The 20,665-nt window shown below is 47.8% G+C and carries 16 protein-coding genes, 11 tRNA genes and 3 rRNA genes; 5 read left to right on the forward strand and 25 right to left on the reverse strand.

The features are described 5' to 3' along the window. Positions 1-49 precede the first annotated feature (49 nt). The 18 genes from ABGV42_RS02085 to ABGV42_RS02170 form a co-directional block, all read right to left on the reverse strand. A tRNA-Gln gene (locus ABGV42_RS02085) sits at positions 50-124 on the reverse strand. A 9-nt stretch (positions 125-133) separates the two neighbouring features. Next, a tRNA-His gene (locus ABGV42_RS02090) sits at positions 134-209 on the reverse strand. A gap of 86 nt (positions 210-295) precedes the next feature. Further along, a tRNA-Thr gene (locus tag ABGV42_RS02095) sits at positions 296-371 on the reverse strand. Positions 372-404: 33 nt separating this feature from the next. Further along, positions 405-482: transfer RNA gene (locus tag ABGV42_RS02100), tRNA-Asp, on the reverse strand. Between the two features lie 27 nt (positions 483-509). Next, positions 510-583 (reverse strand) — tRNA-Met (locus tag ABGV42_RS02105). Between the two features lie 17 nt (positions 584-600). Beyond that, positions 601-676 (reverse strand) — tRNA-Val (locus ABGV42_RS02110). Between the two features lie 124 nt (positions 677-800). Beyond that, a tRNA-Glu gene (locus ABGV42_RS02115) sits at positions 801-872 on the reverse strand. Between the two features lie 15 nt (positions 873-887). Beyond that, positions 888-979, reverse strand: a tRNA-Ser gene (locus ABGV42_RS02120). 3 nt (positions 980-982) lie between these two features. Continuing rightward, positions 983-1,058: transfer RNA gene (locus ABGV42_RS02125), tRNA-Asn, on the reverse strand. A gap of 1 nt (position 1,059) precedes the next feature. After that, positions 1,060-1,135, reverse strand: a tRNA-Ala gene (locus ABGV42_RS02130). 88 nt (positions 1,136-1,223) lie between these two features. Further along, a tRNA-Ile gene (locus ABGV42_RS02135) sits at positions 1,224-1,300 on the reverse strand. A 56-nt stretch (positions 1,301-1,356) separates the two neighbouring features. Then, positions 1,357-1,473, reverse strand: a 5S ribosomal RNA gene (gene rrf, locus ABGV42_RS02140). An 83-nt stretch (positions 1,474-1,556) separates the two neighbouring features. Beyond that, a 23S ribosomal RNA gene (locus tag ABGV42_RS02145) occupies positions 1,557-4,482 on the reverse strand. Between the two features lie 360 nt (positions 4,483-4,842). Then, positions 4,843-6,394 (reverse strand): 16S ribosomal RNA (locus ABGV42_RS02150). Together the 16S, 23S and 5S rRNA genes with 11 tRNA genes alongside form the textbook arrangement of a ribosomal RNA operon. A gap of 597 nt (positions 6,395-6,991) precedes the next feature. Then, a complete protein-coding gene (gene rocF, locus ABGV42_RS02155; RefSeq protein WP_347380173.1) occupies positions 6,992-7,960 on the reverse strand; it encodes an arginase in 969 nt (322 codons plus the stop codon). A gap of 84 nt (positions 7,961-8,044) precedes the next feature. Continuing rightward, positions 8,045-9,238, reverse strand: a complete 1,194-nt coding sequence (locus tag ABGV42_RS02160) for an ornithine--oxo-acid transaminase (protein ID WP_347380174.1) — start codon at positions 9,236-9,238, stop codon at positions 8,045-8,047. A gap of 137 nt (positions 9,239-9,375) precedes the next feature. After that, complete coding sequence (locus ABGV42_RS02165; RefSeq protein ID WP_347380175.1) at positions 9,376-10,032, reverse strand: amino acid ABC transporter permease; 657 nt, start codon at positions 10,030-10,032, stop codon at positions 9,376-9,378. Positions 10,033-10,042: 10 nt separating this feature from the next. Next, entirely contained in the window at positions 10,043-10,864 is an 822-nt protein-coding gene (locus ABGV42_RS02170) for a transporter substrate-binding domain-containing protein (RefSeq protein ID WP_347380176.1), read from the reverse strand. Positions 10,865-11,188: 324 nt separating this feature from the next. Here ABGV42_RS02170 and ABGV42_RS02175 point away from each other — a divergent pair, with 324 nt between their 5' ends. Then, positions 11,189-11,833 carry a GntR family transcriptional regulator gene (locus ABGV42_RS02175; protein ID WP_347380177.1) on the forward strand — a complete coding sequence of 215 codons (645 nt, stop codon included), beginning with the start codon at positions 11,189-11,191 and terminating at the stop codon, positions 11,831-11,833. 122 nt (positions 11,834-11,955) lie between these two features. On the opposite strand, the gene ABGV42_RS02180 is transcribed toward ABGV42_RS02175, so the two are convergent. Further along, on the reverse strand, positions 11,956-12,681 hold the full coding sequence (locus ABGV42_RS02180; protein WP_347380178.1) for a class I SAM-dependent methyltransferase: 726 nt from the start codon (positions 12,679-12,681) through the stop codon (positions 11,956-11,958). A 165-nt stretch (positions 12,682-12,846) separates the two neighbouring features. On the opposite strand from ABGV42_RS02180, the gene ABGV42_RS02185 reads away from it, so the two are divergent. Next, the gene (locus tag ABGV42_RS02185) at positions 12,847-13,191 is read left to right on the forward strand and encodes a hypothetical protein (RefSeq protein ID WP_347380179.1); all 345 of its coding nucleotides are present in this window, start codon (positions 12,847-12,849) and stop codon (positions 13,189-13,191) included. A 217-nt stretch (positions 13,192-13,408) separates the two neighbouring features. Here the strand turns inward: ABGV42_RS02185 and ABGV42_RS02190 are convergent, their stop codons facing one another. The 4 genes from ABGV42_RS02190 to ABGV42_RS02205 all read right to left on the reverse strand — a co-directional run bounded on the left by ABGV42_RS02190 (position 13,409) and on the right by ABGV42_RS02205 (position 15,584). After that, positions 13,409-13,636, reverse strand: coding sequence for a cold-shock protein (locus ABGV42_RS02190; RefSeq protein WP_347380180.1), 228 nt, complete (start codon positions 13,634-13,636; stop codon positions 13,409-13,411). Between the two features lie 187 nt (positions 13,637-13,823). Continuing rightward, positions 13,824-14,024: a cold-shock protein gene (locus tag ABGV42_RS02195; protein ID WP_024633772.1), complete on the reverse strand. Its 201-nt coding sequence runs from the start codon at positions 14,022-14,024 to the stop codon at positions 13,824-13,826. Positions 14,025-14,419: 395 nt separating this feature from the next. Continuing rightward, positions 14,420-14,656: a DUF6953 family protein gene (locus ABGV42_RS02200; RefSeq protein WP_347380181.1), complete on the reverse strand. Its 237-nt coding sequence runs from the start codon at positions 14,654-14,656 to the stop codon at positions 14,420-14,422. A 139-nt stretch (positions 14,657-14,795) separates the two neighbouring features. Further along, positions 14,796-15,584 carry a CPBP family intramembrane glutamic endopeptidase gene (locus ABGV42_RS02205; protein WP_347380182.1) on the reverse strand — a complete coding sequence of 263 codons (789 nt, stop codon included), beginning with the start codon at positions 15,582-15,584 and terminating at the stop codon, positions 14,796-14,798. 295 nt (positions 15,585-15,879) lie between these two features. On the opposite strand from ABGV42_RS02205, the gene ABGV42_RS02210 reads away from it, so the two are divergent. Beyond that, entirely contained in the window at positions 15,880-16,551 is a 672-nt protein-coding gene (locus ABGV42_RS02210; RefSeq protein ID WP_347380183.1) for a phosphatase PAP2 family protein, read from the forward strand. A 131-nt stretch (positions 16,552-16,682) separates the two neighbouring features. Here the strand turns inward: ABGV42_RS02210 and ABGV42_RS02215 are convergent, their stop codons facing one another. Further along, complete coding sequence (locus tag ABGV42_RS02215) at positions 16,683-17,462, reverse strand: helix-turn-helix transcriptional regulator (RefSeq protein WP_347380184.1); 780 nt, start codon at positions 17,460-17,462, stop codon at positions 16,683-16,685. 113 nt (positions 17,463-17,575) lie between these two features. Here ABGV42_RS02215 and pyk point away from each other — a divergent pair, with 113 nt between their 5' ends. Next, positions 17,576-18,991: a pyruvate kinase gene (gene pyk / locus ABGV42_RS02220; protein ID WP_347380185.1), complete on the forward strand. Its 1,416-nt coding sequence runs from the start codon at positions 17,576-17,578 to the stop codon at positions 18,989-18,991. Positions 18,992-19,092: 101 nt separating this feature from the next. Here the strand turns inward: pyk and ABGV42_RS02225 are convergent, their stop codons facing one another. Beyond that, positions 19,093-19,542: an SRPBCC family protein gene (locus ABGV42_RS02225; RefSeq protein ID WP_347380186.1), complete on the reverse strand. Its 450-nt coding sequence runs from the start codon at positions 19,540-19,542 to the stop codon at positions 19,093-19,095. Between the two features lie 356 nt (positions 19,543-19,898). On the opposite strand from ABGV42_RS02225, the gene ABGV42_RS02230 reads away from it, so the two are divergent. Beyond that, entirely contained in the window at positions 19,899-20,636 is a 738-nt protein-coding gene (locus ABGV42_RS02230; RefSeq protein WP_347380187.1) for a WecB/TagA/CpsF family glycosyltransferase, read from the forward strand. The last annotated feature ends 29 nt before the right edge of the window (positions 20,637-20,665 follow it).

Below are 20,665 nucleotides of genomic sequence, written 5' to 3' on the forward strand. Positions count from 1 at the left end.
GATTAAAAGTCAGGTGCTCTACCAACTGAGCTAATGACTCTTAATAAAATGGCTGGGGATATAGGATTTGAACCTATGCATGACGGAGTCAAAGTCCGTTGCCTTACCGCTTGGCTAATCCCCAATAAAATCATGGGGCGATCGAGGGGAATTGAACCCCCGAATGCCGGATCCACAAACCGGTGCGTTAACCACTTCGCCACGATCGCCATAATCTAACCTGAGAGTATCTCAGTATTCCCATCCTCATCTATAATATACATTCTACTATAAATTAAGATGTTAAAGTAATAAGTGGTGCCGGCGAGAGGACTTGAACCCCCAACCTACTGATTACAAGTCAGTTGCTCTACCAGTTGAGCTACACCGGCACGGTGTAAAGTAAAGTGTGTGATTTATTAAAATGGCGGAACCGACGGGATTCGAACCCGCGATCTCCTGCGTGACAGGCAGGCATGTTAGGCCAACTACACCACGGTTCCAGATCACTTTCTGTAAAGAAAGTATAATTGCGGGGGCAGGATTTGAACCTGCGGCCTTCGGGTTATGAGCCCGACGAGCTACCGGGCTGCTCCACCCCGCGTCGTTATAAAAGTTATATGGTGGAGGCTGAGGGGCTCGAACCCCCGACCCTCTGCTTGTAAGGCAGATGCTCTCCCAGCTGAGCTAAGCCTCCATATCTATGACCCGTAGGGGATACTCTCACTTCGCTCGAAACTGCGTAGCAGTTGCTAACGATGATTATCCTCCGACGAACCTTTGGGATTCTCATCCCCTTGATGCTTTAAGAAGTAAAGCTATGACCCGTAGGGGATTCGAACCCCTGTTACCTCCGTGAAAGGGAGGTGTCTTAACCCCTTGACCAACGGGCCTTACTAAAAATCTTCTGGCGGAGAGAGAGGGATTCGAACCCTCGAGACGCTTGTGGCGCCTACACGATTTCCAATCGTGCTCCTTCGGCCAACTCGGACACCTCTCCATATGGCTCCCCGAACAGGACTCGAACCTGTGACAACTCGATTAACAGTCGAGTGCTCTACCAACTGAGCTATCAGGGAATGGTGGAGCCAAGCGGGATCGAACCGCTGACCTCCTGCTTGCAAGGCAGGCGCTCTCCCAGCTGAGCTATGGCCCCATGTTTTTTTACTCCACAAAGTGAAGTCTAGCTTCGAGGTTAATTCCGATTACTTCCCCGGGACCCCGTGATCTTCATAAAACTTGTATGGTGGGCCCTGGTGGACTCGAACCACCGACCTCACCCTTATCAGAGGTGCGCTCTAACCAACTGAGCTAAGGGCCCGTATATATCCCTTTTTTCTCTACGAGGGGGGCAAAAAAAATACCCCAAAGGGAATCGCTTGGCAGCGTCCTACTCTCCCAGGACCCTTCGGTCCAAGTACCATCGGCGCTAGAGGGCTTAACGGTCGTGTTCGGGATGGGTACGTGTGGAACCCCTCCGCTATCGCCACCAAACGAGCATTTGTGGAACAAATGCGTTCAGAGATCATTCTCTGAAAACTAAATCCGAAACGAAATATGCGACTAGAACCTGCAATTTGGATAAGCCCTCGACCGATTAGTACTGGTCAGCTCCATGCATTACTGCACTTCCACCCCCAGCCTATCTACCTCGTCGTCTTCAAGGGGTCTTACATACTGGGAAATCTCATCTTGAGGGGGGCTTCACGCTTAGATGCTTTCAGCGCTTATCCCGTCCGTACATAGCTACCCAGCGGTGCTCCTGGCGGAACAACTGGTACACCAGCGGTACGTCCATCCCGGTCCTCTCGTACTAAGGACAGCTCCTCTCAAATTTCCTACGCCCACGACAGATAGGGACCGAACTGTCTCACGACGTTCTGAACCCAGCTCGCGTACCGCTTTAATGGGCGAACAGCCCAACCCTTGGGACCTACTTCAGCCCCAGGATGCGATGAGCCGACATCGAGGTGCCAAACCTCCCCGTCGATGTGGACTCTTGGGGGAGATAAGCCTGTTATCCCCAGGGTAGCTTTTATCCGTTGAGCGATGGCCCTTCCATGCGGTACCACCGGATCACTAAGCCCGACTTTCGTCCCTGCTCGACTTGTAGGTCTCGCAGTCAAGCTCCCTTATGCCTTTGCACTCTTCGAATGATTTCCAACCATTCTGAGGGAACCTTTGGGCGCCTCCGTTACTCTTTAGGAGGCGACCGCCCCAGTCAAACTGCCCACCTGACACTGTCCCCGCACCGGTTTACGGTACCAGGTTAGAACCTAGATACGATCAGGGTGGTATCCCAACGGTGCCTCCACACAAGCTGGCGCTCATGCTTCAAAGGCTCCCACCTATCCTGTACAGATCGTACCCAAATTCAATATCAAGCTGCAGTAAAGCTCCATGGGGTCTTTCCGTCTTGTCGCGGGTAACCTGCATCTTCACAGGTATTAAAATTTCACCGGATCTCTCGTTGAGACAGCGCCCAAGTCGTTACGCCATTCGTGCGGGTCAGAATTTACCTGACAAGGAATTTCGCTACCTTAGGACCGTTATAGTTACGGCCGCCGTTTACTGGGGCTTCGGTTCACAGCTTCGGATTGCTCCTAACCGCTCCCCTTAACCTTCCAGCACCGGGCAGGCGTCAGCCCGTATACTTCGCCTTACGGCTTCGCACAGACCTGTGTTTTTGCTAAACAGTCGCTTGGGCCTTTTCACTGCGGCCCCCTCGTGCTATTCACACTACCGGGGCACCCCTTCTCCCGAAGTTACGGGGTCATTTTGCCGAGTTCCTTAACGAGAGTTCTTCCGCGCGCCTTAGAATTCTCTTCTCGCCTACCTGTGTCGGTTTGCGGTACGGGCACCTTCATCTGGCTAGAGGCTTTTCTTGGCAGTGTGAGATCATGACCTTCGCTACTGTAATTTTCACTCCCCATCACAGCTCAGCCTTATGGTTAGCGGATTTGCCTACTAACCAGCCTCACTGCTTGGACAGACATCCATCAGTCTGCGTCACTACCCTACTGCGTCCCCCCATCGCTCGTAACGATTTACGGTGGTACAGGAATTTCGACCTGTTGTCCTTCGACTACGCCTTTCGGCCTCGCCTTAGGTCCCGACTTACCCTGAGCGGACGAGCCTTCCTCAGGAACCCTTAGGCTTTCGGCGGATCAGATTCTCACTGATCTTTTCGTTACTCATACCGGCATTCTCACTTGTATAATGTCCAGCGCTCCTTACGGTACACCTTCAACCCTTATACAACGCTCCCCTACCCCTGATGCAAAGCATCAAGCCATAGCTTCGGTGGTGTGTTTAGCCCCGTTACATTTTCGGCGCAGAGTCACTCGACCAGTGAGCTATTACGCACTCTTTCAATGGTGGCTGCTTCTAAGCCAACATCCTGGTTGTCTGTGCAACTCCACATCCTTTCCCACTTAACACACACTTGGGGACCTTAGCTGATGGTCTGGGCTGTTTCCCTTTTGACAATGGATCTTAGCACTCACTGTCTGACTCCCGGAAGTAAGTCTATGGCATTCGGAGTTTGACTGAGCTTGGTAACCCTTGCGGGCCCCGCACCCAATCAGTGCTCTACCTCCACGACTCTGTTTTCCGAGGCTAGCCCTAAAGCTATTTCGGGGAGAACCAGCTATCTCCGAGTTCGATTGGAATTTCTCCGCTACCCCCACCTCATCCCCGCACTTTTCAACGTGCGTGGGTTCGGGCCTCCAGTGCGTGTTACCGCACCTTCACCCTGGACAGGGGTAGATCACCCGGTTTCGGGTCTACGTCCACGTACTAACTCGCCCTATTCAGACTCGCTTTCGCTGCGGCTCCGGCTCTTCACCTTAACCTTGCACGGGAACGTAACTCGCCGGTTCATTCTACAAAAGGCACGCCATCACCCCTAAAACGGGCTCTGACTTCTTGTAAGCACACGGTTTCAGGTTCTATTTCACTCCCCTTCCGGGGTGCTTTTCACCTTTCCCTCACGGTACTGCTTCACTATCGGTCGCTAGGAAGTATTTAGCCTTGGCAGATGGTCCTGCCGGATTCATACGGGGTTTCACGTGCCCCGCACTACTCGGGATCCGTCTCGGAGGGAACAGACTTTCAATTACAGGGCTTTTACCTTCTTTGGCGGGCCTTTCCAGACCTCTTCGTTTAACCGGTTCCTTTGTAACTCCATGTGAGACGTCCCACAACCCCAGAGAGCAAGCTCTCTGGTTTGGGCTGTTCCGCGTTCGCTCGCCGCTACTGACGGAATCACTATTGTTTTCTCTTCCTCAAGGTACTTAGATGTTTCAGTTCCCCTGGTATGCCTCTACATAACCTATGTATTCAGTTATGAGTAACTGGATATTACCCCAGCTGGGTTTCCCCATTCGGACATCCCCGGATCAAAGCTTGCTTACAGCTCCCCGAGGCAGTTTCGTTGTTCGCCACGTCCTTCATCGGCTCCTAGCGCCTAGGCATCCTCCGTGTGCTCTTAGTAGCTTAACCAATTCGCTCGTGTTCGAGCTGTCTCTTCCCTTGGTTTGCTTGCGCAAATCCAAAAGTCGTTCCATTCGATCACTCGCTCATGCAGTTATTACTAATATTTGAAACTTGTTTAACACAAGTTCAGCTAAAAGGAATGTTCTAATTCGCATTTTTCGTTTCGATATCTAGTTTTCAAAGAACAAGCTCCATGCAAAAGCAAGCTGTTTTGAGAGTTTGAGCTCTCAAAACTGAGCAACGAGTGAGTAAGTTTTGCTCTTCATTTCATCCACACATCAAGTGATGGACCGAAATGAATCGCTGTCGCAGGTTCAGTGAACCTGCTGATTTGAATGTTTCCACTCGGGAAACGATTCTCCATAGAAAGGAGGTGATCCAGCCGCACCTTCCGATACGGCTACCTTGTTACGACTTCACCCCAATCATCTATCCCACCTTCGGCGGCTGGCTCCTTGCGGTTACCCCACCGACTTCGGGTGTTATAAACTCTCGTGGTGTGACGGGCGGTGTGTACAAGACCCGGGAACGTATTCACCGCGGCATGCTGATCCGCGATTACTAGCAATTCCGACTTCATGCAGGCGAGTTGCAGCCTGCAATCCGAACTGAGACCGGCTTTTTAGGATTCGTTCCACCTCGCGGCTTCACTGCCCGTTGTACCGGCCATTGTAGTACGTGTGTAGCCCAGGTCATAAGGGGCATGATGATTTGACGTCATCCCCACCTTCCTCCGGTTTGTCACCGGCAGTCACCTTAGAGTGCCCACCCGAAGTGCTGGCAACTAAGATCAAGGGTTGCGCTCGTTGCGGGACTTAACCCAACATCTCACGACACGAGCTGACGACAACCATGCACCACCTGTCTCCTCTGTCCCGAAGGAAAGGTACATCTCTGTACCGGTCAGAGGGATGTCAAGACCTGGTAAGGTTCTTCGCGTTGCTTCGAATTAAACCACATACTCCACTGCTTGTGCGGGTCCCCGTCAATTCCTTTGAGTTTCAGTCTTGCGACCGTACTCCCCAGGCGGAGTGCTTAATGTGTTAACTTCGGCACCAAGGGTATCGAAACCCCTAACACCTAGCACTCATCGTTTACGGCGTGGACTACCAGGGTATCTAATCCTGTTTGCTCCCCACGCTTTCGCGCCTCAGCGTCAGTTACAGCCCAGAGAGTCGCCTTCGCCACTGGTGTTCCTCCACATCTCTACGCATTTCACCGCTACACGTGGAATTCCACTCTCCTCTTCTGCACTCAAGTCACCCAGTTTCCAGTGCGATCCGGGGTTGAGCCCCGGGATTAAACACCAGACTTAAATGACCGCCTGCGCGCGCTTTACGCCCAATAATTCCGGACAACGCTTGCCCCCTACGTATTACCGCGGCTGCTGGCACGTAGTTAGCCGGGGCTTTCTTCTCAGGTACCGTCACTCCTTGAGCAGTTACTCTCAAGGACGTTCTTCCCTGGCAACAGAGCTTTACGATCCGAAAACCTTCATCACTCACGCGGCATTGCTCCGTCAGGCTTTCGCCCATTGCGGAAGATTCCCTACTGCTGCCTCCCGTAGGAGTCTGGGCCGTGTCTCAGTCCCAGTGTGGCCGATCACCCTCTCAGGTCGGCTACGCATCGTCGCCTTGGTGAGCCGTTACCTCACCAACTAGCTAATGCGCCGCAGGCCCATCCTCAAGTGACAGATTGCTCCGTCTTTCCAGCTTCCTTCAGGCGAAGAAAGCAAGTATTCGGTATTAGCTACCGTTTCCGGTAGTTGTCCCAAGCTTGAGGGCAGGTTGCCTACGTGTTACTCACCCGTCCGCCGCTAAGCATCAAGAAAGCAAGCTTTCTATCAACTCCGCTCGACTTGCATGTATTAGGCATGCCGCCAGCGTTCGTCCTGAGCCAGGATCAAACTCTCCAATAAAGTATTGAAAAGAGCGATTAGCTCATTTTGAATCTGACGAGATTAAAAATCTCATTTGTGCTTTGAAATCATACAGTCAGATGACATGTACCGATTCCTCAGCGTCGATCTTACAAAGTAAGATCGTTACTCACTCGTTGTTCAGTTTTCAAAGATCAAACGTCATTCGCATCCGAGTGTTGTTCTCTTCAGCAACTTTTATATCTTACCACTTCCGAACCAATTTAGCAAGTACTTTTTTTAAGTTTCTTTCGAAGCTTTTCAGTTTGCTTACCGCACCGTGTTTCTCGTGTTTTCTTGGCCGGAATTAGAATATACCATGTTCAGATTTTTTATGCAAGTAATTTTTTTAAAAAATTTAGATCCATGCTTCTAACCTACTATTCCTTCTCTCCCTCTTCTACACGCCCTCTATAATATACGATCGTATCTCACCGTACTCATCACGTTTATATGAGAATAACAAAAGCCAGACAAGCCTCTCTCCTTCTCCAAGGAAGGTACATTCGAGACTCGGTTCCGGCTTTTATAAAACTCTTTCCTTCTATATAAGAACCATTTCAAAACCATGCGATATAACCACTCCATGTGAACTCATTACAGTATGCGTTTACCCAGCAGCGAAGCAATTAGTTCTACCCCCAGCCTCGCGGTGTGTCTATTATGATCAAACAACGGATTGACCTCCACAAGTTCCATAGAGGTGATACGATTCGTGGAAGCCAGTAACTCTAGGGCAAAATGCGCTTCCCGGTAGTTCAACCCTCCCGGGACCGGCGTGCCCACCCCTGGTGCTTCACGAGGATCAAGGCAATCCATGTCGAAGCTAAGATGGATCCCGTCAGTTCCTTTTCCAGCCACCGCCATCGCCTGTTCAATAACCCACTGGATTCCCATTCGGTCTATATCATGCATTGTGAAGCTTTTGATTCCATGTGCTCTAATCTGTTCTTTCTCATACTCATCCAGATCCCGCAAACCAACGTATACCAGATTGGAAGGATTAATAAATGGACCGACTCCAGGGATATGGGATAAATTAAACGCCGAATGTCCGAGTGCAGCAGCCAGACTCATCCCATGCATGTTACCTGACAAGCTGCGCTCTTCGGTATTTAGATCAGCATGTGCATCGAACCAGATTACACCCAAGTTGGAATAGTGGGAAGTCAACCCCGCAAGAGTACCGATCGCCACACTATGGTCTCCCCCGAGAACAAGCGGGAATGCACCCCCTGCTACGGCACGTGATACTTCGCTACACACCCGCTCACTCACTTGACGTACTTCACGCAAATATTTACCACGATTACGTTCAATCGGTTCATCAGCTATCAATGGACATTCCACACGTACTTCCTCGGTCAGAACTAACCCAAGTCTTGCTATCTCCCGTTTCAGCCCAGCTGTAATCAGTTCATCCGGACCTAACTCCGCACCCCCACGAGCACCCCCAAGACCAAAAGGAACTTTAATGACAGCCACCTGGCGTTGCTCTGTGGAACCCGGACTCGTTTCAATAGTAGCTTCCGGGTTGCCTGCAGCTCCCGTATTATGATTCCCCAAACAGATCAGCCCCTTCACAGCTAATTCTTAAAGAAATGAAAAATAATGAGAACCGTCTATACCACCTAACCAGACTTTCATTCTTCAATCCCTTAAAACCTGTTCAATCCTCTCTACGGCCCAATCGATTTCATCTTCCGTTATCGTAAGAGGTGGCGCAAACCGAATCGTTGTCTCATGCGTTTCCTTGCACAGTAACCCTGCTATCATTAGTCGTTCGCAATATGAGCGGGCAGGCATATGAAGTTCAACACCAATAAATAATCCTTTTCCTCGCACCTCTTTTACTGCTGTGCTCCTAATCCCTTTAAGACGGTTTATAAAATAATCCCCAAGACGCTCCGATCGCTCCGCCAGCCGTTCATCTTCCAATACTTGCAGCGCTGCAACCGCCACCGCACAAGCAAGTGGATTGCCACCAAATGTAGAACCATGGGAGCCCGGCTCGAATAAATCAAGAATCTCAGCATCCGCGGCCACAGCCGAGATCGGCATAATACCCCCGCCAAGTGCTTTACCCATAATCCAGAGATCAGGCACTGCCCCTTCCCAATCAGAAGCAAACCGACGCCCTGTGCGTCCGAAACCCGTCTGGATCTCATCGGCCACCGTCAACACTTTCATTTTTTTGCATAGTTTAAAGGCTTGCGCAAGATATCCATCCGGCGGAATGATGATCCCCGCCTCACCTTGAATCGGCTCCACCAGAAACGCCGCAGTATTTGGATTAATTGCTTGCCTCAACGCGTCAATATCCCCATAAGGAATAATTCGAAACCCGGGTGTGAATGGACCAAAGTCTTTTTGGTACGCCGCCGAGGAAGAGAAAGACGTGACCGTTAACGTTCTTCCGTGAAAGTTACCGGCGCAGACAATAATTTCAGCTTGATTTTCAGGAACCCCTTTACATCGATAAGCCCATCTCCGCACAGCTTTAACCGCCGTTTCCACCGCTTCAGCACCCGTGTTCATAGCAAGAATCTTCGATTTGCCCGTAAATTGCGAGAGTTTTTGATAAAAAAGGGAGGCAGTACTGCTGTGAAATGCCCGCGATGTCAACGTAACCCGGTCAGCCTGATCCTTCAGTGCCTGAATAATCACAGGATGCCTGTGTCCATGATTCAACGCCGAATAGGCACTTAACATATCCATATAACGACAACCTTCAGGGTCTTGAACCCACACCCCCTCGGCTGTTTCAATGACAATCGGGAGCGGATGATAGTTAGGCGCAGCATAGCGTTCCGACCATTCCAACCATTTCTGAGAGTCCGTCATTATCCCCAGCACCTCCTGCCGATCTGTATACAAAATACAATATCAATGTATGCTGCGCCTTCTCCATTTACGACCCCATCACAGCTATTTCCACAACAGCCCGGTAGTCCAGTATATCAATACATCATAAGCCTCGATTAACGGGATATGGAAAGCCTCCGTTCTATCCAGGCAAGCAGATTAGCCAGCGTAAATGTGATCACAAAATAAATTGCAGCGGCAACAAGGAGCGGGGCAAGCGGTTGAAAAGTAACACCTTGAACAGCTCTGGCCGTGTAGATAATTTCGGCAATACCAATCATGGAGACAAGGGAAGAATCCTTAATAATGATAATGAATTCATTACCGATTGCTGGCAGCATATTGCGGAACGCCTGAGGCAGTATAATGTAACGAAGCGTCATACCATGGGATAAACCCAGGGAACGGGCAGCTTCCGCTTGACCCTTATCGATCGCCTGAATGCCGGCCCGGAACACTTCTGCCATATAAGCAGAACTATTAATGGTTAGCGCCACAACCCCGGACATAAACGCCGGCAAATTTACACCGATGACCGTCAGACCATAGTGAATGATGAGAATTTGCACCAGCATCGGTGTGCCCCGAATAAGTTCAATATAGGCTGATGCCACAAATTTGATCGGCCATACACGTGATATACGGAATAGCGCAATCAAAACTCCAAGGATGGTGCCAAGCAAAACACCAAAGAAAGACAATTCCAACGTCACCCACGCACTTCTTGCGTAATCCTGCCAATGATCCGATAAAAAAGAAAAATCTAAATTCACGGCATATCCCTCACTCCCCGACTAACTCATTGGCTTCAATGACGAAACGTTCGATGTCACCATTACTTTTGAGCTTTTGGAGTGTACCGTTAATCTGATCAATCAACTCCCGATTCCCTTTCTTTACAGCAATAGCCGATCCAGCTTCATCTTCAGATTGTTCAATCTTTACGTCCGACAAAGCAAGCCCCTGCTGATTCTTCACATATTGTTCCGCGACCGGCTTCTCCAGAATAAGAGCATCCACACGGCCCGTCTGCAATTCCAGAATCAACTCAGGGATTTTCGCGAGAGTTGTGAGTTTGGCACCTTGTACCCCTTGAGCAATTCCTTCTTGAATGGAGCTTTTCTGCACGCCAACCTGTTTGCCTGACAGATCCCCCAGCGAGCTTAACGTATCACCCTCACCCTCCCTGACAAGCACCGCCTGTTCTGCATAGTAATAGATGTCCGTAAAATCCACATTCTTTTTCCGCTCTTCGGTAGGGGTTAAGCCTGAGATCACAAAATCCACCTTTTCTGTGTCCAGTGCCATGAGGAGACCGTCAAAATCCATATCTTCAATCTTCAACTCTGCACCCATATCCGCTGCAATGGCTTTGGCAATCTCGATATCGAACCCGACTATCGTGTCTTTGCCATCAATGCTCTTGTGAAATTCATAGGGTGCGTAATCAGCGCTGGTACCGAGTACAATGACATCTTTCTCTGCTGCGTCTCCTTCAGCGGTTGAAACCGGAGCCGAACTGTTACCTACTGTCTGGTTCTGCCCACAAGCCGAAAAGATTACAGCTACCAACAACATCATCACTGGCATAAGAGCTCTTTTCACAGATCATACCCCTATTCTTTTTTTGGAATGAGACACATTCAAATCTGTATACAATATACATAGTGCGATATAAGGGATTTTATGTAAGATATAGTAACAAACAATTGGATTTTAGGCAACAGATTTCAACCATTTATGGTCTTATATTCCATTAAGTATCAGTTATCTAACATTTATATAACACCAAATAGGCATTTAAGTTAGCTTGCCCAACTTCCCCCTCGGTGTTAAGATGATAAAAACTTATAACACCCGAACGGCGCACCACACTTGGGCCCAGCCCACACATCCTATCATTACTATATACAGAAGGGGGAATTCGGTATGGAAGTACCTAAATACCGTTCCTTGAAAGATCACGTTTACGACTACATCGCCCAGAAGATTCAGGACGGAACGCTGCTCCCCAATCAGAAGATCAACGAAGCAGAAATATGCAAAAAGCTGGACATCAGTCGCACTCCGACAAGAGAGGCACTCTTTCAGCTCGCATCAGACAATCTGCTGCAATATATTCCGCGTCGTGGATTTATCGTTGCTCCTTTTGATTCTGGCAAAAAGCTTGAATTCTCCCAGGCCATCGGGGTACTGGAGGCTCTTGCTGCCACACTTGCAGCAGACCATTTGAAAACATCCGACCTACTGGAAATGGAAGCCCTCGTTGCAAGAATGGATGAAGACATTACCCAGCTTGACCTTGCCGCCTACAGCAAAGACCAATACCATTTCCACAACTTGTACATCCAGCGATGCGGCAATGCAACCGTGATCGAAATGCTGAATACGTTGAAAAACAGCTTTATTCGGCAGTCGTATGTAAGTGACAACAAGTCGAAGTTATCCAGCGTTCTTCAGGAGGTCAATGAGGAACATCGCCAGATTCTAAACGCCTTTCGCACGAAAGACAAACCGCAATTGGAATCGCTACTCAAACACCACTGGCGCATTATCGACAACGATATGCTGTAATAGCCCTCTGGCCCAGCATTCAAAATGCATTGCAAAAAAGGCAACTCACCCTGTGGGTTGCCTTTTCCATTCTCCACACCGATTACTTCCATAACACTTCTTAAGCTCACACTTCCATGCATTCATGCTTTGTCAGGCGGCACCTTGGCATCAAAAACAGCGTATCCCAGCCTTTTACCGTACCTCGCAAGTAATTGATCGTTGGTTTCACTCATTCGTCGGACCTGTTCATCCTCGAACAGAGCCATGTCCAGTTCCCGGTGCGGATCGTGATCCACACCCCATTTTCCCATGGAACGCGAATGCTCATGAACCAATACACGGGTAAATCCACTCATTCTGAGACGTCTCTTCCATTCTGTCATGGTGGCCAGTGTCCTCATTCCGTAAAACCGCTTCAACCGTCGGCTCATCAGTTCAGTCTTTCGCCCACACAAGATCATCTCTCGATCAATCAAACGTCCACCTGGCTTCAAAACCCGCTTATATTCGGAGATTGCAGTGCGCCAGCGGGTAAATATCGTAACCGACTCCACAAACACCACATCAAAACTATGGTCCGGAAAGGGTAACGCAGTGACATCTGCCTGAATAAAACGAATATCCAGACGTTCACGTCTTGCTCGTCTGACTGCTTTCTCCAGCATCTGACGGTGAAGATCAATTGCAGTCACCCGATACCCATTTCGCGCGAGATAACAAGCCGTCCTCCCTGTACCGCATCCTACCTCCAATACTTGCCCACGTTCCAGAAGAGACAAGGAATCAATTAGTTGTACTGTCGCCGTAAATCCACCAGGATGCGCACTTCCTTCACCGAGTTTAGCCAGTAAATCATGATAATCCAATGGCTCCAGCTCCCTTCCCTCCCTCCAGTGTATGGAGCAATTGCAAAAGCGGCACATCCCTATGCATTTTCCGGGTACTCGTCCATACCAATCCACTCACTTTTTACTATGATATACAAACCGTTGATTCCAAGCGGCAAACCGCAAAATTTGAGGGGGATATGCATGCACAGAATTCATCCGGTATGTGAAGAGACGGTGTCTCCACACGTTGGACGCCCGGTATGTATGATTATGAAAGATGGCAAGCACATATACGGTACACTTGGAGGCTGCCGGGATGGAAAGATTTATGTAAGTGGAAGTTTTGAAGGCCCGCGTCTATGCTCAGTACAATCCAAACAGCAGCTCCGCAAAAAAGGAAAAAACAACGCAGTTGGTGCCAAAAAAGTAAAGTCTTCCGCTTATGGTCCTTATGGATACGGGTACGGCGGGGGTTACGGATACGGGGCTGGATATGATCTCGCTCTGGTAACAACCTTACTGTTGCTTCCATTCCTTTTCATCTAAGCAAATAGACTCAACTCATCCATTAGCTATATTAAAAATAGAAACACCCCTCATGATGTTTGCTGAAATGAGGGGTGTTTCTTATATTGCGAAATAAATAAAAAAAGGCATTCGCCAAACGAATGCCTGGAATTTCATATTTGATTACCCGTACCTTTGCTCAAGATGTCAGGTCTAAGTTAAAAAAAAACACCTCGTTAGAGGCGGGTAAGCTATGTTAAATCCGATTTCCTTTAGACATCGTCTTCATGTTGCTGTTCGAATTTTCAAGCAATGGCAGCATCCTAGTCGTGCTAACCATCTCAGAAGCACATATTGGACAAGTAGGCACGGTATCAAACGCAAAATTGTCCCGCATCCATCCTTTGCACGTATCACTCGTACACTCCCAGATTGCCGCATCCGCTTGTGGAATTTCTTCCAATGGCTTTTTGCGATTATACATGACTTCTACCCCCTTGTTATGGAAAAACATCTAACCGACGTTATTTCACAGAAGCCTATACTTAGCGGAAGTCTTGCATCCCGCCCGGCTACTGCCTCGACAACTTATTGGGCCGACTTACATCTATCTGCTCAAAAAAAAGAAGCTGCCTTTACCATTATAACATGTTAAAGGCAGCTAGCTTTAATTACAGTTTTACAACTTCTTCTGCTTGAGGACCACGGTTTCCTTGTACAATTTTAAATTGCACGCGTTGACCTTCGTCCAGCGTTTTGAAGCCTTCGCCTGTAATAGCGCTGAAGTGTACGAATACATCTTCTCCGCCTTCAACTTCGATGAAACCGAAGCCTTTATCAGCGTTGAACCATTTTACTGTTCCGTTTTGCATGTGAATTACACCTCCAAATAAAAATTAACATGTTCCTTTGTTCTTTGCAGCAAGCAAATAAAAATTCACACATTGAAAAAGGTACCAGTCATTACCTATAAGTGATCGCCCTTTACAATATGTGAATTAGGTTTTCCACTCTCTGTACAACTTGCTCTTATTATAACTCTAATTCTGCCAAAAAGCAAATCTTTGTATTTTCTTTTCAAACAGCTTTGGAAATACATGTTATCCGTACGGTCTGCGGACAAGTCTTGATCAAAAGCACATCCGCTGCTGTGCGGTCTTATGAAAGGATATGCAGTTCCGAACCAACTTATACATTTTTTATAAAATATTTTGGCATGCATATCCATTTCAAATGGAATTACTCGTCCCCACACATCCAGGTGAACTTAAGTCCAGGCCCACATAAAGGCATCTCTGTCCCAGGCAATCTGCCCGCCATGGAGCTTACGGAATGCTTTTTTCACTTCTTTTGATAAAGAGGCATTCCCGTTCTCATTTACAAAAACAAACTCATCGCCAAAATGAGCCTTCACGTACTCAATTGCAGCTTCCTGCCTCAATGTTCCGGTAAACTTAATCTCCTGAACCATCCATTCAGCAACATCCTGTGCTGTTTTTTCCATCCTTCATCACCTGCTGTCTATTCTAATGTACGAAAAGGACTGGCGCATGCACTCCATGCCAGCCTTACCGCCAGACTGAAGTATACCATGAGTACACTGCTGAAGGTAAATGGGGTTGCAAGGCTGCCTTAAGAACGGCCTAATGTGTAACCTTATGTCCGGCAGCTCCCGGATCAGAAGAGAACCTTTTAGCTTTTCGAGCACTATAGATTAACCATATACAATGAACAACAAGGACTATTAACAAGAAAAGATCATAAGGAAGAGTATTCGTATCCCGCAGGTCATCACTTAGGAATTGGATCAAATTATGTATGAAGTGGAACAAAATCAAAGGAATGATATTTCCGTTTTTGAGCATTAACAGCGCCAGTACAGCTCCCAGCAGCAGGGCATAGATCAGTTGCAGCAGCGTATCAGCCATGCTCTGACCTGAGAGTGCATTTAACATATGTGTAATGGAAAATAAAATGCTTGAGGTAACTACCGCTGCCATTGCACTCTTGCGAAGTAACATTTTGAATATGAGTCCACGGTAAATGGTTTCTTCCACAAAGGCGACGAGCAGCGTAAAAAAGATAAAAAAGATCACCTTCGCCAGAGTCAGTTCCGCAAAACCTTTCAGGGCGATAGTACCCAGTACAAGGAGTAGCGGAATATAATACTTTGCGTGCTGAATCGGGATGGTTCTTAGTGAACGAAATCCAGTCTCGGCCCACCTGCGTCGCAGGGTCAGATAAATGATGAGCACAACAGCCATCGGCGTAAAGGACATAAGCACTGGCGAAGTATAATCCAATTGCTTCACAGTCGCCACAGCCCCTGCTGCAAATACAGCGAGCAAGAGCAGCAGTTCAATAATAATAACAGCCAGTACCGGTCTGCGTTCGGAGAATGATGGTGTTTTCCCGGTTTGTGGGGTTGCCATGAATGAATCAGCCTCATTTCATTAATTATCGTTGTCATGCGAATTGGTTATGACAATATAGTTGTATCACATCACTGATTATTCAAATATCCTTTTTTGGATAAAATTATAAAAGTAACAAAATAGAGACTTTCTCCAACCTCTTTTCCCCTAAAATCAGGTATGGCTTGTGTTCGAAACTGTCATCATAGTAGTACACAAGTTATTTGCTGCAGGGTTACCTCAACTCTGCAACGTCTTATATAGAGAGAAAAATAACGAACATGCACAAGGCATAACAAATCAGGGGGTCAATATGAAAGAACTATTTCTTCGCTGGGGGCATCTGCTGGCTATACTCTGCATACCGATTCAAGGCACCATATATGTTTTTCTCGGCAGTAATCCGGGTGACGATGTCTTTTACAATTACGCATGGATTGATACACAAATTCCATTTATCAAAGAATTTATTTACCCATACATCAGCTGGATGCCCATTCTATACCTTGGATTCATCTATCTGGGCCTGACGAATAAATCGTTATTCTGGCGCACACTGCTTACCTACAACGTCGGAGTCATCGCGGCCAACATCTGTTTTGCAGTCTTTCCAACGCATGTACCGCGGCCAATGGTCGGCGGAACGGACCTGAGCAGCACGCTAGTACAGTTCATCTATGCCAATGATGCTCCATTTAACTGTTTTCCAAGCGTTCACTGCCTCACAAGTTATCTGCTATTTATTGTCATTAATCGGCATATGAATTTCAGACCACTCGCCCGAATTTCTTGGTCGGTATGGCTCTGGCTGATCATTGCTTCAACGGTGTTTGTGAAACAGCACTCCCTGCTGGATGTGGCAGGCGGAATTCTGTTTGCGGAAGCAGCGTATTGGACCGTTCATGTTTTCTTGGTTCGCGGCGGCCTTGCTCGCAAAAAAACAAAGCAGAGCGTTGGCGCCACCAACACAAGCAGCAACGCCTGATCATTCCTTACAAGCAGCATTGATCTATGCTGCATGAAATCAAAAGAGGGCCAGCGGCCCTCTTTTTTTGCACAACTATATATAGAAGAAACCGATAAACTGTGGCCCCATTCCGCGATCAAAATTCAATGTTAGATTACCGGTGGACGCTCATGGAGCCAGTCAGATGGCTGGGTTCCGGTTATGCGCTTAAAGATACGGTAAAAGTACGACAAATCCCGATAACCAAGAAATTCGGCAATCTCCTGTATGGAGAGCTGCGACTCGGTGAGCAGATATAACGCCCGTTTCATCCGCTGGTCATGTACATACTGGCTGATCGTTTGGTTCGTCATGCTTTTGAACAATGCTGCTGCGTAGTTGGGTGTCTTGCCAATCTCATCTCCGAGATCTTCCTTCGTCAGTTTCTCCCGGTAATGCCGCTCGATATATCGTTTCATTCGCTCTGCATGCATATGCTTCTCTGGTGGAATGACTCCCCGATCCAGTTCCCGATTCACATAAATCAACACTTCCATCAATAAGGCCTGACTCATCATGACATAATAAGAAGGACGTTCCTGCCACTGCTGGTGAATTGCCTTCATGCGTTCATGGATTAGCTCGTAACATCCCGGTTTATGGCGTAAAACTTCCATTCGTTCCAAAGCAGGCAATGCATCTGCCTGATCTCCTTGCAAATGGACAACAATTTGCGTATGCGTTACCGTGGGAATGCTTTTGCCATAATAGGAGACACCACCAGGAATCAAGAGCAATTCACCCTTCTCCATGATCTGTTTTTCACCGTTCACCCAATATACACATTTGCCATAAGTAACCAAGCTCAGCCGCCATATCCCTTCGGATTGCATTGCTTCTTCGTACCAACCGACACCATTAATGTGCCGGACTTCTAACGGAGTGATCATAACACACCTCATTATTGGACTATACTCCAATCATTGTACTATAGTTCATACCCTGATTCGACAGAAAACGCTACAATACACACATAAGCAAAACATATGAGGAGGAAATCAGCATGTTGAAAACAAAGATTATTTGTACTATGGGACCTGCTTGTGACTCGATCGAAACATTGAAGGTGATGATTCAGGAAGGCATGACGGTTGCCCGTCTGAATATGGCTCACGGCGAGCTGGAAGATCACGTTACCCGGATTAACAACATCCGTAAAGCAGCTTCCGAACTGAACAAATATATCCCCATTATGATGGATATCAAAGGACCGGAAGTTCGGATCGGCAAACTGAAAGAAGCATCCTGCCACTTGCAAGCAGGCAAAGAGCTGATTCTGACAACGGAAGAAATCCTGGGTGACGCAGAGCGCATCTCCGTAAACTATCCTGAATTGAATCTCGTTGTGAAGCCTGGCGATCGCATCCTGATTGACGATGGTCTGGTAGACCTGACTGTACTCTCTGTAGAAGGTTCGGATATTCATTGCAAAATCATCAGCGGCGGCATTCTTAAACCACGTAAAGGTGTAAACTTGCCAGGAATCAAAACGACTCTGCCGGGTGTAACCGAGCGTGACGTTATGCACATCGGATTCGGAATCGAAAACGATATCGAAATCATTGCAGCTTCCTTTGTTCGTAAAGGCGATGACATTCGTGAAATTCGCAGCATCCTGAAAGAACGTGGTGCAGAGCACGTGCAGATCATCTCCAAAATTGAAAATCAGGAAGGTATGACCAACCTCAACGATATTATCGAAGCTTCTGACGGTATCATGGTAGCTCGTGGTGATCTCGGGGTTGAAGTACCGATTGAAGACGTACCCATGATGCAAAAAGAAATGATCGACAAGTGTAACCGTGCAGGTAAACCGGTTATCGTTGCTACGCACATGCTGGAATCGATGCAAGTTAACCCGCGTCCAACCCGTTCCGAAGTCAGCGACGTAGCAAATGCCGTTCTTCAAGGCGCAGACGTAGTCATGCTGTCCGGTGAATCGGCTGCAGGTAAATATCCTGTCCAATCCGTTCGCACAATGGCCGCTGTTGCCCGTCGTGCTGAAACCATGATCGATTACAAAGAGCAATTCGGTCAAAAATCAGCTCAACAAGTAGCTGACATTACGGAGGTTATCAGTCAGGGAGCTGTAAGTTCCTCTCTGGTACTGAATGCGAAAGCGATCATCACTTCCACAGAGAGTGGCTTCACGGCGCGCATGATCTCCAAATACCGTCCAAAAGCACCGATCATTGCCGTTACCCAGCATGAAGAAGTACTCGTTAAAATTTGCCTGCTCTCCGGTGTTATTCCGGTTATGGGCGACAAAGTAACGACTACGGATGAAATGTTCGAATCTGCTACACGTAACGCGATCAAAACGGGTTATATCGAAAAAGGCGACATCATCGTGTTGTCTGCAGGTGTACCTATCGGCCAATCCGGTAATACCAACCTGATCAAGGTTCAACAAGTATAATTCAATCTATATCGTTAAAATATAGACAAACAAAAATCCACCGAGGGCTCAAACCTGCCATTCGGTGGATTTTTTATATAACGACTTGGGTATATGCTTTTTTACCAGCCGAAGTTCAACGTCTTTCCCGTCTCCGCCCAGGTTTTGATACTGCTTAGAATCATCCACCAGCTGCTCTGCGCGTTTGCAAAGGAAGGATGGTTCTCCGTAAATTGATCATTGATCAAGATCAGTTTGGTACACTCGCCCACGGTTTCGAGCTGGAAGACCACTCTGGATTCAAGATCCGTATGATTCGCATGATACGAGGGTCCGGGATGCTCCCGATAACTGAGTCTGGATAAAGGTTCGAACTCTAAAATGTCCCCGTACACATGGACGGTTTCAGCACCATCATTGCCTGGTCCTACATAAGCAAACGGCTGGCCTGGTTGTAAATTGGAACGAAGTTCACTGCCAAAGAAACTGCTTCGTGTGCCATCAGGTGAAATCAGGGCATTCCACACGTCTTCCAGCCCGGCATTGATATAAAATTCATATTTTAATTCCATGAACTCACTCCCCTATGCAATGGATATGCGATCTACCAACTCGCATTCCTATCCTATCGTTATACCCCTAACTCCGTATTGTAAAAACACGACAACCAGAAAATTAAGAGTAGGATTATAGAGAATCACAAGTTTAGAAAACCAGAAAACCATATTCAGTCTCCGTGCAGTCAAATCCATATATAACACAAAAATATGGAGAGTCCATGCTCGAACTCGTAGCGTGATTCACAACTGAACCATATAGTTCTTTGTCAGAAGATCAGATATACTAAAATGGAATGAAATAACAGCAGTGGTACGCATGAGCTTGTCCCTATTCATTGATGGCGTTATCAGAAAGGAAGAAGCAACGCATGAGCCAAACTACGAATATCATGGGCATTCCATTTCCTAATCTCACCATGGAGCAGACCGTCAACATTCTAGGCGATGTTGTAGATCAGCACAGCTCAGAACTCTTTCATGTCATTACGGGAAACCCGGAAATCGTCATGTCCTGTCAAAAGAACCAAACACTCCGTGCGGTCGTGGATCAAGCTGGATTAGTAACTGCTGACGGGGCAGGCATCGTGATGGTCTCACGCTTCCGAGGCGGACAATTGACCGAGCGGGTAACCGGCTGCGATCTTTTATTTCGCTTATTGGAAGAGGGAAACCGGAAACGATGGTCCTTTTATATGCTTGGAGCAGAGGAAGCTGTCAGTAAACGGGCAGTGGAAGTCATTGAGGAGAATTATCCAGGTGTTATCGTTAGCGGCAGGCACCACGGTTTTTTCTCAACAGATGAGGAGCGACAGATTGTGGCGGACATTCGCGATGCACAACCAGACTTTCTCATTGTCGCGCTCGGAGCACCGAATGCTGAGCACTGGATTGATAAACACCGCCATCTGCTGAACGCTCGTGTAGCCATTGGTGTCGGAGGAAGCCTGGATATTGTCGCAGGCAAAACCAAACGTGCCCCGGTCCTGTGGCAAAAGCTAAACCTGGAATGGTTGTATCGACTGCTCAGCCAACCCTCAAGATGGCGAAGACAGCTTATCTTGCCGCGTTTTGCTGTTCGAGCGCTGCTATTCCGGGAGCAGAAGTGACGGAATAACATCTATACTTTTCTACGCTT

Origin of the sequence: Paenibacillus pabuli (genome assembly GCF_039831995.1) — a bacterium.
Lineage (GTDB): Bacteria > Bacillota > Bacilli > Paenibacillales > Paenibacillaceae > Paenibacillus > Paenibacillus pabuli_C.

What these genes read in the sequence shown, in the direction of transcription:
- ABGV42_RS02175 (WP_347380177.1), top strand. Translation starts at nt 11,189, where the DNA reads ATGGAAGTACCTAAATACCGTTCCTTGAAAGATCACGTTTACGACTAC.
- ABGV42_RS02160 (WP_347380174.1), bottom strand. Translation starts at nt 9,238, where the DNA reads ATGACGGACTCTCAGAAATGGTTGGAATGGTCGGAACGCTATGCTGCG.
- ABGV42_RS02210 (WP_347380183.1), top strand. Translation starts at nt 15,880, where the DNA reads ATGAAAGAACTATTTCTTCGCTGGGGGCATCTGCTGGCTATACTCTGC.
- ABGV42_RS02225 (WP_347380186.1), bottom strand. Translation starts at nt 19,542, where the DNA reads ATGGAATTAAAATATGAATTTTATATCAATGCCGGGCTGGAAGACGTG.
- pyk (WP_347380185.1), top strand. Translation starts at nt 17,576, where the DNA reads ATGTTGAAAACAAAGATTATTTGTACTATGGGACCTGCTTGTGACTCG.
- ABGV42_RS02185 (WP_347380179.1), top strand. Translation starts at nt 12,847, where the DNA reads ATGCACAGAATTCATCCGGTATGTGAAGAGACGGTGTCTCCACACGTT.
- ABGV42_RS02195 (WP_024633772.1), bottom strand. Translation starts at nt 14,024, where the DNA reads ATGCAAAACGGAACAGTAAAATGGTTCAACGCTGATAAAGGCTTCGGT.
- ABGV42_RS02200 (WP_347380181.1), bottom strand. Translation starts at nt 14,656, where the DNA reads ATGGAAAAAACAGCACAGGATGTTGCTGAATGGATGGTTCAGGAGATT.
- ABGV42_RS02205 (WP_347380182.1), bottom strand. Translation starts at nt 15,584, where the DNA reads ATGGCAACCCCACAAACCGGGAAAACACCATCATTCTCCGAACGCAGA.
- ABGV42_RS02190 (WP_347380180.1), bottom strand. Translation starts at nt 13,636, where the DNA reads ATGTATAATCGCAAAAAGCCATTGGAAGAAATTCCACAAGCGGATGCG.
- ABGV42_RS02215 (WP_347380184.1), bottom strand. Translation starts at nt 17,462, where the DNA reads ATGATCACTCCGTTAGAAGTCCGGCACATTAATGGTGTCGGTTGGTAC.
- ABGV42_RS02230 (WP_347380187.1), top strand. Translation starts at nt 19,899, where the DNA reads ATGAGCCAAACTACGAATATCATGGGCATTCCATTTCCTAATCTCACC.